We start from the raw sequence: 16,245 nt of genomic DNA on the forward strand, positions 1-16,245 counted from the left end.
CTAAATTTGATTGAATTCTTACTAAAAAATATGGATGCCAACGAAATTCTGGATTACTGTCTTGCCAAAAAAGGAGTCACAGAAACTTTTCCCTTTGATAAAGAAACTTTGGTGATGAAAGTGGGAGGGAAGATGTTTTTACTGATGTCTTTAGAAAAACAACCTCTTAGTATTGCTGTAAAAACCGATCCGGAGTGGAGCGCAGAACTCCGCGAAAAATATCCTCAGATAGCCGGAGCTTATCACATGAACAAAACGCACTGGAATTCGGTGCTGTGTGAAGGTTTGAAACGTGAGCTCATTATGAAATTAATCGATTCTTCGTACGAATTGATTTTTGAATCCCTGACGAAAAAAATGAAAGTAGAAGTAGAAAACAGTTAAAATTCGAAATCTTCTGTCAGCTTTTTATCCTCATCAAGCCTTTCAATAAGCTGTTGCAAGCCATCGAATTTTATTTCATCATGTAGAAATTTCCGAAAGTTTACCGATATGGCTTCACCATAAATATCTCCATTAAAATCCAGAATATAAACCTCTGTCGAAAGCGATTTTCCATCTACCGTTGGATTGGTTCCGATGCTCAACATTCCTCTGAACTGTTTGTTTTTCACAAAAACATCAACGATATAAGCTCCTTTTTTAGGTAAAAACTTCATCGGATTCACCGAGATATTCGCTGTAGGATAACCAATTGTTCTGCCCAGTTTCTTCCCATGAACTACTTCTCCAGACACAGAATAATGATGCCCCAGCATTTCATTCGCTGCAGTAATATCTGCATTCATCAGCGCATTTCTGATCTGCGTTGAACTGATATGTCGGTCCTGAAAATCTACAGCTTCAACCTGCACTACATCAAAACCTAATTGAGAAGACATTTTTTGAAGCAGATTGAAATCTCCGGATCTGTTTTTCCCGAAAGTATGATCATGACCGATAATTAAATGCTTCACGTTCAGTTTTTCAACAAGGATCTGTTTCACAAATTCTTCGCCTGTCAAATTCCGGAACGCTTCATCAAATTCTTTAAGAAAAAGATGCTGTACATTATTTTTCGCAAGCAGGTATGTTTTTTCTTCGATCGTGTTGAGAAGTTTTAAATCATCGCTCGGGCTGAACACCGTTCTCGGATGAGGCCAAAAGGTAAGAATTGCCGATTCCAGATCTTTGTTTTGGGCCGCGATATTGAGATTTTTGATGATCGTTTGATGCCCGCGGTGAACCCCGTCAAACATTCCGATGGAAAGTGCCAAGGGAGTTTTCTGGGAATAATCATGAAGATTTTTGATGATTTTCAAAAGAAGATTTTTTGATGGTGCAAATATGATAAAAATCTTCTTTTAAAGCAATTGCAGATTTGGGAACTTTCATTATATTTGCACTCAAGAAAAAATTAGCAATGGCAAACCAAATTAAAGGAAAAATTTCTCAAATTATCGGTCCGGTAATCGACGTAATTTTCGCAGATGCAGCAGAGCTTCCGAAAATCTATGACGCACTGGAAATCACTAAAACTGATGGTAACAAGGTAATTCTTGAAGTAGAACAGCATATTGGCGAAGATTCTGTAAGATGTATCGCAATGGATGCAACCGACGGGCTTCAGAGAGGCCAGGAGGTAGTTTCACAAGGTAGACAAATCACAATGCCTACAGGAGAAGGTGTTTACGGACGTCTCTTCAATGTTGTAGGTGATGCTATTGACGGGATTCAGGAAGTTTCTAAAGAAACCGGCGGTTTACCAATTCACAGAGAAGCACCAAAATTCGATCAGCTTTCCACTTCTGCAGAAGTTCTTTTTACAGGAATTAAAGTAATCGACCTTGTAGAGCCTTATGCAAAAGGGGGTAAAATTGGTTTGTTCGGTGGTGCAGGTGTTGGTAAAACAGTATTGATCCAGGAATTGATTAACAATATTGCAAAAGGTCACGGTGGTCTTTCGGTTTTTGCCGGTGTAGGTGAAAGAACCAGAGAAGGAAACGACCTTTTGAGAGAGATGCTTGAGTCAGGCATTATTAAATATGGTGATGAATTCATGCACTCTATGGAAAATGGAGGTTGGGATTTATCCAAAGTTAATATGGAAGAAATGAAAGACTCTAAATGTACTTTCGTTTTCGGACAGATGAATGAGCCACCTGGAGCAAGAGCTCGTGTTGCACTTTCAGGTTTAACAATCGCTGAATATTTCCGTGACGGTGACGGACAAGGACAAGGTAGAGACGTTTTGTTCTTCGTTGATAACATTTTCCGTTTTACTCAGGCAGGTTCTGAGGTATCTGCACTTCTTGGGCGTATGCCTTCTGCTGTAGGTTACCAACCAACTTTGGCATCTGAAATGGGTGCAATGCAGGAAAGAATTACTTCAACTAAAAACGGTTCAATTACTTCAGTTCAGGCGATCTACGTACCTGCGGATGACTTAACTGACCCGGCTCCGGCTACTACGTTTGCTCACTTGGATGCAACTACCGTATTGGACAGAAAAATTGCTTCATTAGGTATTTATCCAGCGGTTGATCCATTGGCTTCAACTTCAAGAATCCTAACTCCTGAAATTTTAGGAGATGAGCATTACGACTGTGCACAGAGAGTAAAAGAAATCTTACAGAAATACAAAGCATTACAGGATATCATCGCGATTCTTGGTATGGAAGAACTTTCAGAAGATGATAAACTTTCAGTTTACCGTGCAAGAAAAGTACAGCGTTTCCTTTCTCAGCCTTTCCACGTTGCAGAACAGTTTACAGGTCTGAAAGGTGCGTTGGTTGATATTAAAGATACCATCAAAGGATTCAACATGATTATCGACGGCGAATTAGATCACTTACCGGAAGCTGCTTTCAACCTGAAAGGAACTATCGAAGAAGCGATTGAAGCTGGAGAGAAAATGTTAGCGGAAAACGCATAAACTGCTTATGGCTTATTGCCAATAGCGATTAGCCAAAAGCCAAAAGCAATTTATAATGAATATAAAGATACTAACCCCGGAATTTGTAGTTTTTGAAGGTGATGTAAAATCAGTTTTACTTCCCGGAAAAAATGGCGATTTCCATATTATGAAAGATCACGCCGCAATCGTAGCGTCATTAATCGGTGGTAAAGTAAGAGTTTTTACTAACGAAATAGATGACAAATACGCGAAAAATTTCACGAAAGAGAACGACAAAGAAAGCGTATTTTCTTTCTCGGTGAAAAGTGGTGTTATCGAATTCAGTAACAATAAAGGAATTATTCTCGCAGAATAATTAAACTTTAATCATCATAAAAAATCCCGCTCTTTTACAGTTCGGGATTTTTTATGTGGTTGACATTTTGCTTAAAGGCTTAAAATAATTCCGTTCTCCTTAAGTTGTTTCAAAGGTTTTGAAAACCAAAAAAGTTCAAAATCTTCAAAATTTTCCTCGAAATTATTTTTGAGGTATTGAAGCGTAATTTTCTGTGGTTTTGCTATTGAATTTTCCTGCATCATCTTCAAAAGCCAATAAGCTTTTTTCTGATCCAGTTCAATTCTTACGATATTGGTTTTAAGATGAAAAGTAAGTTGGGTGATGTATCGGGAATTCCCTTTTTTCGTTTTTATAAAATCTTCAGCAACTGGATTGTGACTGATGAAAATTATTTTTGAATTCCCTTTGAATGTAAAATCATCCTCATCCAACAAACAGTCATGAATGTAATCGGGATGAATGGTCGTTGGTGGTATTTTGAAATCGAACCACTCTTGAAGTGGCATTTCGAAATTAATACCATGCATATAATTAAAGAGTGATTTTTTCAGTCCATATCCGAATATACTGTGATCAATTCCTGTTTTATCCACAAAATCAACATCGTTATGGGCGAATAAAATTTCTTTTTTCAAGGGCGAAACTCCAAATTCTTCCGGATTTTTTCCGATAGGCGAGTGTGCAGTCATCGAAAATTGATGCCAGAACCCGCTCTGTAGAACTCCCATTTCAAAAAGCTGACGTACCATTTCGAGCGAATCTACCGTTTCCTGAACCGTTTGCGTCGGGAAACCATACATTAAATAGGAGTGAACCATAATTCCGGCTTCCGTGAAATTGCGTGTGACTTTTGCGACCTGTTCTACCGAAACTCCTTTGTCGATAAGTTTCAAAAGCCGGTCACTTGCAACCTCTAAACCTCCGGAAACTGCAACACAACCGGAAATCTTCAGTAAAAAGCACAAATCTCTGCTGAAACTTTTTTCAAACCTGATGTTTGTCCACCACGTTACGACTAAATTTCGGCGAAGGATTTCTAAAGCGACTTCACGCATCAGCGCCGGCGGTGCAGCTTCATCAACGAAATGAAAACCGGTTTCGCCTGTTGCAGCAATGAGGTTTTGCATTCTGTCAACTAAAACTTTTGCTGAAATAGGCTCATAAATTTTAATGTAATCTAAAGATATATCACAGAATGTGCATTTTCCCCAATAGCAACCGTGCGCCATGGTGAGTTTGTTCCATCTTCCGTCGCTCCACAAACTGTGCATTGGGTTGGCAATTTCAATGACTGAAATGTATTGATCGAGGAGTAAATCTGTATAATCAGGTGTTCCTGTCTCATGTTGTCTGTAATCATTTCTTGCGGAATTGTTCTTGTAAACAACTTCGTTATCCGCGAGCAAAAATGTTCTCTTGGTTTCGGCAGGTTCTTTTTCATCTGAGAGACTGTTGTATAATAATTCAACAGGCAATTCGCCGTCATCCAGGGTAATATAATCGAAAAATTCAAAAACTCTTTTGTCTTTTAATTCTCTTAGTTCGGTATTTGGAAAGCCGCCGCCCATGGCAACCTTTGTTTCTGGGTAATTTTGTTTGATGAATTTTGCACATCGAAACGCGGAATATAAATTTCCCGGAAAAGGAACCGAAAAACAAACCATTTTCGGTTGTATGTATTCCATTTTTTCTTTGAGGGTTGCTAATGTAATTTCATCAATGAAAGTAGGGGAATCAGAAAGTTTTTCATAGAGTTCATCAAAGGAATTCGCGCTGCGTCCCAATCGTTCTGCATATCGACTGAATCCGAAATTCTCATCAATACATTCAACAATAAAATCTGCAATATCTTCTAAATAAAGCGTGCAGAGATGTTTGGCTTTGTCTTGCAAGCCCATGTTTCCGAAAGCAAAATCCAAATCATCAATCGTATTGAAACGCGACGCTTCGGGCAGAAAATTCATGCTGCAAACCTGTCTCGCTAAAGTGGGATTGTGACCCTGCAAAAACAGAATAACCTGTTCAATGGTTTTGATGTATTCATCCTTCAAAGCCAAGATTCGCCTGGCATTTTCTGAAAGTTTCTGTACTTCCAATTTTTTACTAAATACATTCTGAAGACCGTGTTGAGAAAAAACCTTCAAAATAACTTCAATTCCCAAATCCATCTGGAAACTTGCGATTTCTTTGGTGTTAAGAAAGCCTTTTAAATAAGCTGTGGCAGGGTATGGGGTGTTGAGCTGCGTAAAAGGTGGTGTGATGAGCAGAAGTTCTTTCAAAGGAATATTTTTGCAAATTTAAATCTTTCAGATTAAAGATTTCTTTATTACAGAAACCGCCAGCGGAAACCGGCGGTTTTGAATCTTGTTATATGGATTTTGCGTTCTTACAAATCAAAATCTCCGGCAGCTTCGGGCTGGTAAATAATCTCATCGATGATAATTTTAGTCATCCCGGAAGGCACAATCCAGTCGATTTCATCATTAACTCCGTAACCGATTAAAGCGGCAGCAACAGGAGAAAAAATAGAAACTTTGCCATTTTTGAAATCTGCCTGTGCAGGATATACAATCTGAAACTGCATTTCTTTGTTATTGTTTTCGAAATGAAATTTTACAATAGAATTCATCGTCACTATATCTGAAGGTATTTCTTCTGAAGGAACTACTTTAGCTGAATGCAGTTCTTTCAATAACTTTTCTGCTTCCTCTTTTTTAATGCTGTTGTTTTGTTTAGCATCATTGATGGATTTATGAATTCTGGTGAAATCGTTTTTGGTGATTAAAATTTGCTTCATCTTGCTATTTTTTTAATATATGTGATTAATTTATAATTCGATATGCTTGCATTATTGTTAACATTAAATACTGACATTCGGGTAATATAAAACCGCCTGAATTTTTCAGGCGGCTTATATAAAAATATAAATACTGAAAAATTCTATGTTGATTTAAAGGATAAACCCTTTTCTTCAAGTAATTTTTGCTCTTGCTCTTTGTAGAATCCGGAGGTTAATTTATCGTGGATCGCATCGAAAGCATCCAGGGTTTCATTAATCTCAGCATCAGTGTGCGATGCGGTTGGGATAAGTCTCAGTAGAATCATTCCTTTAGGAATTACCGGATAAATTACTACTGAAGTGAAGATTCCATAATTTTCTCTAAGGTCTTTTACCAGAAGGGTAGCTTCTACAGTAGAACCCTCCATCATTACAGGGGTTACGCAGGTATCTGTACCGCCAATATTGAAACCTCTTGCGATTAATCCGTTCTGTAGTTTATTTACGTTTTCCCAAAGTTTAGCTTTGATTTCAGGTCTTGAACGCAGAAGTTCCAGTCTCTTTAAACCTCCAATTACCATTGGCATTGTTAAAGATTTTGCAAAAACCTGAGAACGTAAATTGTATTTTAAAATTCTGATAATATCAGCATCACCGGCGATAAATGCACCGAAACCAGCCATTGATTTTGCAAAAGTTGAAAAATAAACATCGATTTGATCCTGGCAACCTTGCTCTTCACCAGCACCTGCGCCGGTTTTTCCTAAAGTTCCGAAACCATGGGCATCATCTACCAAAAGTCTGAAGTTAAATTTAGATTTTAACTCGCAGATTTCTTTGAGTTTTCCCTGCATTCCGCGCATTCCGAACACGCCTTCAGTAATAACTAAAATTCCGCCACCTTGTTCTTCTGCTACTTTTGTTGCACGAGCGAGATTTTTCTCTAAACTCGCAATGTCATTATGTTTATAAGTGAAGCTTTTCCCCATGTGAAGGCGTACACCATCAACGATACAGGCGTGTGAGTCGGCATCATAAACAATAACATCATGTCTTCCTACCAATGCGTCGATGGTAGAAACCATTCCCTGATAACCGAAGTTTAAAAGATATGCTGATTCTTTACCTACAAATTCCGCAAGCTCTTTTTCTAACTGCTGGTGCTGTTCAGTTTCGCCAGACATGGCGCGTGCACCCATCGGATAGAACATTCCGAATTCTGCTGCAGCTTTCGCGTCTGCTTCTAAAACCTCGGGATGGTTGCAAAGTCCCAAATAATCATTGGCACTCCAGAAAACAACTTCTCTGCCCTGAAACCTCATTCTTGGGCCAATAGGTCCTTCTAATTTAGGAAAAACGAAATATCCTTCTGCGTAATCTGCAAACTGCCCGAGCGGTCCTGGATTTTGACGTAACCGATCAAAAATATCTGTCATTATTTTATAAGATTTTTGTAATTTTTATATAGAGAACAAAGTTAACAAAATTTGACCAAAAAAAACCTTTTTGCAGGCTACAAAAAGGTTGTTATGTAAATTTTTAGTTTAATTACGAGATAATTTCTGTTTTATAAACTTCGTCGTAATTATGAACACAGTTATTGATGAATCCCTGTTCTTCCATCCACTGATCACTGTAAACCTTAGTGATGTATCGTGAACCGTGATCCGGATAAATTGCCACCACTACATCGTCTTTCGAAAATTCGTTTGCACTTGCGTACTGCAAAAGTCCCTGCGTTACTGCACCAGTAGTGTATCCTCCCATAATGGCCTCTTTCAGGGCGATTTCACGTGTTCTGTAAGCAGACATTTCGTCGTTAACCCTAACAAATTCATCTACTTTATCGAATAATAATGCTGCAGGAATAAGATTTTTTCCCATGCCTTCGATTTGGTAAGGATGAATTTCATCTTTATTGATTTTTCCTGTTTCGTGGAAACCTTTTAAGATTGAACCGGAAGCATCAACACCAATAACTTTAATGTTAGGATTTTTCTCTTTTAAGAATTTTGCTGAACCTGATAAAGTTCCGCCGGTCCCTGTGCAGGCAATAAGATGCGTTATTTTTCCGCCGGTCTGTTCCCAAATTTCGGGTCCGGTTGTTTGGTAATGTGCATCAATATTGAGTTCATTGAAATATTGGTTGATGTAAATGGAATCAGGAGTTTCTGAAGCGATTCTTTTAGCAACTTCGTAATAAGATCTGGGATCATCAGCCGCAACATTCGCAGGGCAGATGTAAACTGTAGCGCCTAAAGCTTTCAGGTACGCAATTTTCTCTTTTTTTGTTTTGTTGCTTACGGCAAGAATACATTTATAACCTTTGATGATACAAACCATCGCTATGGAAAATCCGGTATTGCCGGATGTAGTTTCAACGATCGTTGAACCCGGTTTTATAAGGCCCTTTCTTTCCGCAGCTTCTATAATGTGAACTGCAATTCTGTCTTTGGTAGAATGGCCGGGATTATAAGATTCAAGTTTAGCATAAACTGTTGCTGGTATGTCTTTGGTAACCGAATTGAGTTTTACCAATGGGGTGTTGCCAATTAAGCCAAGAATGTTATCGTGAACATTAGTCATTTTTCGTCATTTTTCTCTATAAAACCGTCTGCAAAAATACTAAAAAATAAATAATACAACAATTTAAACAGTTTTTTCTGATTTGCAGAACAATAGAAATGTATTTTTCATAAACCACACTCGATGCACATTCACTTAATCTTTGTTAAATTATAAAGATAATTAAAGAAAAACCTTATTTTCGCAACATTGAATATTTTTTATGAAAAATTGGTCTTTTAAACAATGGAATACCATTTTAGGATGGGTTATTTTTGCGATCGCTTTTGTTACCTATTTATCAACGATAGAGCATAATTTCAGTTTTTGGGATACGGGAGAATATATCGCTTCCGCTACAAAACTGGAAGTTACACATGCACCAGGCGCAGCACTTTTTCAGCTTGTAGGGGCGGTCGCGGCTATGTTTGCCTTCGGAAACGGAGAAAATTATTCTATTGTGATCAATGCGATGTCGGCGCTTTTCAGTGCAGTTACGGTTCTTTTTCTCTTCTGGATCATCACGCATCTGGTACGCAGACTTCTGAATAAAGATTTCAATGAGATTACAAAACATCAGGAAATTGCCATTTTATTCGCAGGAGCGATTGGAGCTTTAAGTTTTACTTTTTCCGACACCTTCTGGTTTTCTGCTGTTGAAGGCGAAGTTTACTCGATGGCTACCATGTTTATCGCTCTTTTACTTTGGCTCATTACCAAATGGGAAAACGAGTATCATGACTCCGACAACGAACGGTGGATTATCTTAATTTTCTTCGTAACCGGGCTTTCTGTAGGTGTTCACATGATGTGTATGCTTGCAATTCCAGCTGTATGTTTAATTTATTATGCAAGAAATTATACGTTTACCTGGAAAAGTTTTCTTTGGGCAAACGTATTCACTTTAATTATTTTAGGAATTGTATTTAAAGGAATTTTCCCTTTAATCATGACACTTTTCGGTAAAATGGAAATTTTTGCAGTTAACGGAATTGGCCTTCCTTTCCATTCCGGAACCATCATCGCATTTATTTTGTTGATTGCGTTCTGCTATTTTGCCATTAATTACGCTAAAAAATCAAGAAAAAGTATTTATCAAACTGCCGCTTTATCCGTAGTTTATATGATGATTGGTTTTTCCTGCTGGATGGTGATTCCGATTCGCGCTATTGCAAATCCTCCGATGAACCTTAATAATCCTGATAACGCGATTGGAATGCTCGATTATTATAACCGTGAGCAATACGGTGATTGGCCAACTTCTTACGGACAGAATTATACGGCATATCTCGATGCCAACGGAATTCAGAAAAATGAAGACGGAAGCTATAAGACCGAAAAAACAGGCGATGTATATGAAAAAGATGAACAAACCGGTACTTACAGAAAAGTAGGAGACCGTTATAACTACGTTTACAGTAAAGCTCATGTTGGTTTTATGCCGAGAATGTTCAATGAAGATCAGGGAGTGATGGCCAACTATATCTCGATGTACGGCGCACCGGATTTTTCTTTCAATTATGACAACGAAGACGTTGCCGACAGTCCGGAAGCAAAACAGATTTACGAGGAATTACGCCAGAAATATGAAGAAGGAACCATTAAAGTTGAAGATTATCTGAAGGTAAAACCTTATAATTTAATCAACGTTCAGAAGCCTTCTTTAGCACAGAATTTAGATTACTTTTTCACCTTCCAGAACGGCTATTATTTTGTGCGATATCTGATGTGGAATTTTGTTGGAAGACAAAATGATCTTGAAGGTCACATGGAAAACAACCGCGGAAACTGGATTTCAGGAATTCCTTTTGTTGACAATGCTTTGTGGGGTGACCAAAGCAAGATGCCTGCAAAATTTAAAAATGAAAGTACTGTTGCGTTTTTCTTTTTACCGCTTTTATTGGGTCTAATTGGTTTTTTCTTCCAGCTGAACCGAGATTTCGGTAGATTTTATGCGATACTTTCGCTTTTTGTCATCACCAGTGTCGGAATTATTTTCTACACCGGCGTTAAACCTTTCGAAGTTCGCGAAAGAGATTATGCGATGGTGGGGTCATTTTTCGCATTTTCCATATGGATTGGCCTCGGTGCTGCAGCGATCCTGTGGTTTATTCAGGAAAAAATAAAATCAAACGCTGTAAATGTAGTGGCAGGAATTGTACTGATGGGAATACCTTTCATGATGGGATTCCAGAATTATAATGTACACGACAGAAGCGGAAGAAGCGCTGCTTACGATTATGCATATTCAACATTGAAATCCCTTCCAAAAAATGATATCCTTTTTGTATATGGCGATAATGACACGTACCCGATTTGGGGAATGCAGGAAACTTCGGGCATGCGCGATGATGTGAAAGTTGTGAATTTCACCTTGCTTTCAACCCCGTGGAATATCGATCAGGTGAAGAGAAGAACGTATAATTCGATGCCTGTGCCGTCAGTATTAAATCATGAAGATTACCGAGATGGAACCAACGATCAGATTTACCTTATGAGCCCGGAGGACTGGAAGAACGTTTTTGCCAACCTGAAAGATCAGGGCGCTCCGGAAACGGCTTTTGCAGGATTCAGGAAGTTTATGACCCAAGATTCTATGACGATGAAAGAAGCAATAGATTTCATTAAAGTAAAGTCTGAGGATAAAGATGAAATCCTAAAAATGCTTTTTGGTGAAGCTAAATATGAGAAATTCAATTTCCTGCCGGTTTCAAAATTTATTTTGCCGGTAAACAAAGCCAATGCAGTGAAATCGGGTACAATTGAAGCAAAAGATGCAGCGCTGGCTGTTGACCACATTACCATCAATTACAAGAGCAACAGTATGTTCAAAAATAATTTGATTCTGCTGGACATTCTTGCTAATTTCGATTGGAACCGACCGATAAACTTCTCTTCAGGCGGAATTTACGATCCTGAAAACATTTTTTATCTTGGAGATTATCTACAGTTCGACGGTTTCAGTTACCGCCTGGTTCCGATCAACACTCCGGAACGTGAAGACGGGGAAATGGGCAGGGTAGATGCAAATTCGCTTTATAATATTGTAAAAAATTACCGTTGGGGGAATTTCAAAGATTTAAGTGTTCATTTCGATGAAACCTGCACCCAGAATATTGTAAGCTACAGAAGTTCCGCAAGCCGAGCTGCTGAAGCTTTGGCGCTTTCCGGACAGAAATCCAAAGCTCTGGAAGTTCTGGATATGGCTTCCCGTGAAATTCCTGTGGAAAAATACAATGATCCGCGGTCATTAAGTTCAATGGTTTACGGATACATCGTATCTGGTCAGGAACAGAAAGGGCTGAAGCTTGCTGATGAACTTAAAAAGGGAATTTTCACCGAATACGATTATTACACCAGTCTTTCGCCCGAAGAACAGCGTTTTGCAGGGAAACAGATGCGTACAAAACCGATGGAATATTCACTGGTGGTAGGAGCGGTTTCAGATGCATATAATAAATTGGGGCAAAAAGAAAAAGGATATCAGTATCTTTTAAAATCCATTGAAACGGTGGATAAACGCTTCAATGATTTCGTGAAAAATCTGCAGACAATGGGTAAAGAAAAGGCGTTCAGAGAATCTGAAAAAGTGCAGGTTATTACTCCTTTTTACACCTATTTATTTGATGTGATGAATCCTTATGATTCTACGTATTCGAAAGAAAAAGAAGCCCACATTACCAATGCGATGATGAAGGCTACGCAATAAATTTTCAGATGAAATACTGTGCTTTTCTCCGCGGTGTCAACGTAAACGGAACTTCCATGAAAATGGCGGAAGTGATGAACGTGTTTACTGACGCTGGAATGAAGGAGGTAAGTAGCGTTTTGGCTTCCGGAAATATTCTCTTTTCATCAGATAAAAAACCTTCGGAGCTGAAGAACATTTTGGAGAAATCAATGTCAGAGTATTTCGATTATGAAGCTTTTCTTTTCCTTAAAAACGAGAACGAAATTTCAGAAATTGTAAATAATAATCCTTTTAACAAAGCCGAAGATCTTCATATTTATGTGTTTGTAGGAATTGATGATGTTGAAACTCTTTTGATGGAAGAATTTTCGAAATCGGATAAGGCAGAAAACGAAAATGCCCAAATTGTTGCAGATACATTTTACTGGCAAATTCAAAAAGGAAATACTTTAGGTTCGACTTTCGGGAAAGTTTTAGGAAAAAAGAAATTGAAAGACAAAATCACTTCCCGAAATATCAATACTTTCGAAAGAATTCTCAAAAAATTATAAGGTTGCTGTAATTTAAACTTTAAACGGGTTATTGCCCGTTTTTTCTTTTTCGCTCCGCAAAACCATTGCTCCGAAACTGCAAAAAATTTCCGTATTTTTGTTAAATTAAAATTTGAATAAATATGATTCAATACTTAGAAAACATTCAGCATAAAGATTCCAAAAACTTCTTTCTCATTGCCGGTCCATGCATCATTGAAGGTGAAGACATGGCGCTGCGAATCGCAGAGAAAGTAGTAGAACTTACCAATAAATATGAAATTCCTTACATCTTTAAAGGAAGTTTTAAAAAAGCTAACCGAAGCCGTGTAGATTCATTTACTACAATTGGCGAAGAAAAATCTCTGGAAATTCTGAAAAAAGTGGGAGAGACTTTCAATATTCCCACCACCACAGATATTCACGAAAACGAACATGCCGCTTTGGCTGCCCATTATGTTGATGTTCTGCAGATTCCGGCTTTTTTGGTTCGCCAAACCGATTTGTTGGTCGCCGCTGCAAAAACAAATAAATGTGTTACGCTGAAAAAAGGGCAGTTTCTATCCCCAGAATCCATGAAATTTGCTGTAGAAAAAGTGACAGATTCCGGAAACCCTAAAACCGCCATCATCGAACGTGGTAATTCTTTCGGTTACACCGATCTGGTAGTCGATTTCAGAGGAATTCCTACGATGCAGAATTATGCGCCGGTAATTTTGGATGTAACCCATTCGCTGCAGCAGCCCAACCAAAATTCAGGTGTTACAGGCGGCCGCCCGGAACTAATTGAAACCATTGCAAAAGCAGGAATCGCTGTAGGTGCAGACGGACTTTTCATTGAAACGCATCCTGATCCAAGTTGCGCACTTTCAGATGGGGCAAATATGCTTAAACTTGATAAACTTGAAGATTTACTGCAAAAATTAACAAGAGTTCGGCAAGCCATTATTTAATTTTGTTATCTTTAAAAACCTAAATTTCCTGCATTGAAAAAAACACTTTTACTCCTTGCATTTGCGCCTATTTTTGCGTTTTCGCAAATCAGTCTGAAGGTTTTAGATGAAAACGGCGCTCCGGTTTCTCAGGCCAACGTATCTTATAACAACCAGAATTTTCTTACCGATATAAATGGGTTTGTAAAGATTCCGATTGCAGATACAGAGCAGGTTCTTGCTGTTCAGAAAGAAAATTTCAGAAACTTTTCCAAAACGGTTAAAACAACGCCTAAAGTTCAAAACATCAATGTTCTGTTTGTAAATGCTGAGAGAGAAACACAGATTCAAGAAGTGGTTTTTCAGAAAAAAGGAAAACCTAAAGTAACAGATTTAACTTCTATAGAAATTTCTGCAAAAGAGGCGCAGCAGGTGGCTTCACTTTCTGGTGGGGTTGAGGGACTCATCAAAACTTTGCCCTCGGTAAACTCGAATACCGAACTTTCGTCTCAATATATGGTTCGCGGTGGAAACTATGATGAAAATCTTATTTACATCAATGATATTGAAATTTACCGCCCGTTTCTTATCCGGAATTCCCTTCAGGAAGGGATGAGCATCATTAATCCCGACATGGTGCAGGCGATTAATTTTTCTGCCGGAGGTTTTGAAGCAAAATATGGTGATAAAATGTCTTCAGCCCTGAATATTTATTACAGACAACCTACAAAATTTGAAGTTTCGGGAGAGGCAAGTTTAATTGGAGGCAGGCTTTCTACGGGATTTGCAAACAAGAATAAAAAGCTTTCTGCCCTGATTTCCGGAAGATACAGAAATACAAATCTTGTTCTGAATACTTTGAATGAAGATACCGATTTCAATCCTCAGTACATGGATTTTCAGTCGTATATCAATTATAAACTAAACGATAAGTGGGATTTTTCTTTTATCGGTTACTGGAGTAAAAACGATTACGAAATGGTTCCTAAAGTAAAGGAAGTGGATTTCGGAAGTTTGCAGACCCCTTTAAAACTGAGTGTTTTCTATAACGGAAAAGAAGACGATCAATATAAAAATATGATGGGTACGGCATCCATCAATTTCAAACCCAATAAAAAATGGACTTTCACGCTCGATAATTTTGCTTACCAAAACCGTGAAAGAGAATATTATACCATTGCCTCTGCCTACTTGCTGCAGACTTTTGACCCGATTACGGGAGCTCCTATAACCTCTTATGATGTTGGTGGGCAAATCGATCACGCAAGAAACGATTTATTGGTAAAAACCTACGGTTCACAACTGAAAACACGTTTTTCACCTGACGTAAACACCGATTTCGAGGTTGGTTTAAAATTCGAAAAAGAAAACCTGAAAGATTTCACCAATGAATGGCAGCTTGTAGATTCTTTGGGTTACAGCACGCCGAGAGATTACACCAATCCTGGTGTTCTGGATCCTTCGCAGCTTCGTTTGCGTTATAATATCGCAGGTGCAAATCATATTGAGCCTACAAGACTTTCAGGATATGCACAGTTTTCAAAGAAGTTTTACTGGGGTGAAAACAGGGTTTTCCTGAATGCAGGAGTTCGTGCTTCTCACTGGGATTTTAATGATGAAACCATCATTTCTCCAAGAGCACAGTTTGCCATAAAACCCAACTGGGATATGGATATGCTCTTTAAAATTTCCGGAGGGATTTATTACCAGTCGTCATTTTATAAAGAAATCAAGGATCTGGACGGAAACTTTAATTCCAATATTAAATCCCAGCGTTCCATGCAGGTGATTTTATCCAATGATTACGAGTTCCGCATGGTTGACAGGCCTTTCAAACTCACTACTGAAGCTTATTACAAGAAAATGGATAATTTAATCCCATATTATTTGGATAATGTGAGAATCCGTTATTCCGGTGAAAACAATGCAGAAGGATATGCTTATGGAGTCGATACCCGTTTGTTTGGTGAATTTGTTCCGGGTGTGGATTCCTGGATTTCTGCAAGTTACGCCCGGGTTTACGAAAATATTGAGGGAAAAGGAAATATCCCAAGACCTACAGATCCACGGTTCAGGTTTTCGATGTTTTATCAGGATTATATGCCGAAATTCCCATCAATGCGGGTAAATCTAACTTTAACTTATGCCAACGGACTACCTTCAGGAACACCAATTTCTTTAGATGAAAACGGAAAGCCTGATTTCGAAGCTCCCTACAGGTACCAAAGGACTTTACCTTCTTATAAAAGAGTTGACATCGGTTTATCTAAAGTTTTCATTGATCAAAATGACAATAAAGTTAACTCGGGATTCTGGAGCAATTTCAATGAACTGGTTTTAGGTGTTCAGATTTTCAATGCATTCAATATCAGCAATACGGTTGCAAACCAGTGGGTGAATGATGTTTCTACAGGTTACAACTATCCGGTTCCGGTAAGGTTGACAGGCAGATTCTTCAACGTAAAACTTGAATTTAAGCTTTAAAAAAGAATTTTAAAACATAAAAATCCCGAGA

At 38.3% G+C, this 16,245-nt stretch carries 12 protein-coding genes; 7 read left to right on the forward strand and 5 right to left on the reverse strand.

All coding sequences use genetic code 11. The features are described 5' to 3' along the window. The first annotated feature begins 30 nt into the window (after window positions 1-30). Complete coding sequence (locus CDW55_RS07490) at window positions 31-384, forward strand: MmcQ/YjbR family DNA-binding protein (protein ID WP_088469133.1); 354 nt, start codon at window positions 31-33, stop codon at window positions 382-384. On the opposite strand, the gene CDW55_RS07495 is transcribed toward CDW55_RS07490, so the two are convergent. Next, window positions 381-1,301 (reverse strand): bifunctional riboflavin kinase/FAD synthetase, encoded by a 921-nt coding sequence (locus tag CDW55_RS07495; protein ID WP_088469134.1) that lies wholly within the window; start codon window positions 1,299-1,301, stop codon window positions 381-383. The two genes, CDW55_RS07490 and CDW55_RS07495, sit on opposite strands and share 4 nt — an antisense overlap. 101 nt (window positions 1,302-1,402) lie before the next feature. Between CDW55_RS07495 and atpD the strand changes: the two genes are divergently transcribed. Together atpD and CDW55_RS07505 are read left to right on the forward strand one after the other, a co-directional pair. Next, on the forward strand, window positions 1,403-2,914 hold the full coding sequence (atpD, locus tag CDW55_RS07500; RefSeq protein WP_088469135.1) for a F0F1 ATP synthase subunit beta: 1,512 nt from the start codon (window positions 1,403-1,405) through the stop codon (window positions 2,912-2,914). Between the two features lie 55 nt (window positions 2,915-2,969). Then, a complete protein-coding gene (locus tag CDW55_RS07505) occupies window positions 2,970-3,251 on the forward strand; it encodes a FoF1 ATP synthase subunit delta/epsilon (protein ID WP_088469136.1) in 282 nt (93 codons plus the stop codon). A 71-nt stretch (window positions 3,252-3,322) separates the two neighbouring features. Here the strand turns inward: CDW55_RS07505 and CDW55_RS07510 are convergent, their stop codons facing one another. The 4 genes from CDW55_RS07510 to CDW55_RS07525 all read right to left on the reverse strand — a co-directional run bounded on the left by CDW55_RS07510 (window position 3,323) and on the right by CDW55_RS07525 (window position 8,598). After that, entirely contained in the window at window positions 3,323-5,512 is a 2,190-nt protein-coding gene (locus CDW55_RS07510) for a B12-binding domain-containing radical SAM protein (protein ID WP_088469137.1), read from the reverse strand. 107 nt (window positions 5,513-5,619) lie between these two features. Further along, the gene (gene rnk, locus CDW55_RS07515) at window positions 5,620-6,030 is read right to left on the reverse strand and encodes a nucleoside diphosphate kinase regulator (protein WP_088469138.1); all 411 of its coding nucleotides are present in this window, start codon (window positions 6,028-6,030) and stop codon (window positions 5,620-5,622) included. Between the two features lie 143 nt (window positions 6,031-6,173). Further along, entirely contained in the window at window positions 6,174-7,448 is a 1,275-nt protein-coding gene (locus tag CDW55_RS07520; RefSeq protein WP_088469139.1) for an aminotransferase class I/II-fold pyridoxal phosphate-dependent enzyme, read from the reverse strand. 112 nt (window positions 7,449-7,560) lie between these two features. After that, window positions 7,561-8,598, reverse strand: coding sequence for a PLP-dependent cysteine synthase family protein (locus tag CDW55_RS07525; protein WP_088469140.1), 1,038 nt, complete (start codon window positions 8,596-8,598; stop codon window positions 7,561-7,563). Window positions 8,599-8,800: 202 nt separating this feature from the next. Here CDW55_RS07525 and CDW55_RS07530 point away from each other — a divergent pair, with 202 nt between their 5' ends. The 4 genes from CDW55_RS07530 (at window position 8,801) to CDW55_RS07545 (ending at window position 16,214) form a co-directional block, all read left to right on the forward strand. Further along, window positions 8,801-12,286, forward strand: a complete 3,486-nt coding sequence (locus tag CDW55_RS07530; protein WP_088469141.1) for a DUF2723 domain-containing protein — start codon at window positions 8,801-8,803, stop codon at window positions 12,284-12,286. An 8-nt stretch (window positions 12,287-12,294) separates the two neighbouring features. Next, window positions 12,295-12,819, forward strand: a complete 525-nt coding sequence (locus CDW55_RS07535) for a DUF1697 domain-containing protein (protein ID WP_088469142.1) — start codon at window positions 12,295-12,297, stop codon at window positions 12,817-12,819. 122 nt (window positions 12,820-12,941) lie between these two features. Next, a complete protein-coding gene (gene kdsA / locus CDW55_RS07540) occupies window positions 12,942-13,751 on the forward strand; it encodes a 3-deoxy-8-phosphooctulonate synthase (RefSeq protein WP_088469143.1) in 810 nt (269 codons plus the stop codon). A 285-nt stretch (window positions 13,752-14,036) separates the two neighbouring features. Continuing rightward, on the forward strand, window positions 14,037-16,214 hold the full coding sequence (locus CDW55_RS07545; RefSeq protein ID WP_088469544.1) for a TonB-dependent receptor plug domain-containing protein: 2,178 nt from the start codon (window positions 14,037-14,039) through the stop codon (window positions 16,212-16,214). Window positions 16,215-16,245: the final 31 nt, after the last annotated feature.

It is taken from the genome of Chryseobacterium sp. VAUSW3, from assembly GCF_002205795.1.
Lineage (GTDB): Bacteria > Bacteroidota > Bacteroidia > Flavobacteriales > Weeksellaceae > Kaistella > Kaistella yananensis.

Bases quoted from the DNA above. Each gene is read 5' to 3' on its own strand.
- CDW55_RS07505 (WP_088469136.1), top strand. From the start codon at position 2,970: ATGAATATAAAGATACTAACCCCGGAATTTGTAGTTTTTGAAGGTGAT.
- CDW55_RS07520 (WP_088469139.1), bottom strand. From the start codon at position 7,448: ATGACAGATATTTTTGATCGGTTACGTCAAAATCCAGGACCGCTCGGG.
- rnk (WP_088469138.1), bottom strand. From the start codon at position 6,030: ATGAAGCAAATTTTAATCACCAAAAACGATTTCACCAGAATTCATAAA.
- atpD (WP_088469135.1), top strand. From the start codon at position 1,403: ATGGCAAACCAAATTAAAGGAAAAATTTCTCAAATTATCGGTCCGGTA.
- CDW55_RS07535 (WP_088469142.1), top strand. From the start codon at position 12,295: ATGAAATACTGTGCTTTTCTCCGCGGTGTCAACGTAAACGGAACTTCC.
- kdsA (WP_088469143.1), top strand. From the start codon at position 12,942: ATGATTCAATACTTAGAAAACATTCAGCATAAAGATTCCAAAAACTTC.
- CDW55_RS07530 (WP_088469141.1), top strand. From the start codon at position 8,801: ATGAAAAATTGGTCTTTTAAACAATGGAATACCATTTTAGGATGGGTT.
- CDW55_RS07525 (WP_088469140.1), bottom strand. From the start codon at position 8,598: ATGACTAATGTTCACGATAACATTCTTGGCTTAATTGGCAACACCCCA.
- CDW55_RS07490 (WP_088469133.1), top strand. From the start codon at position 31: ATGGATGCCAACGAAATTCTGGATTACTGTCTTGCCAAAAAAGGAGTC.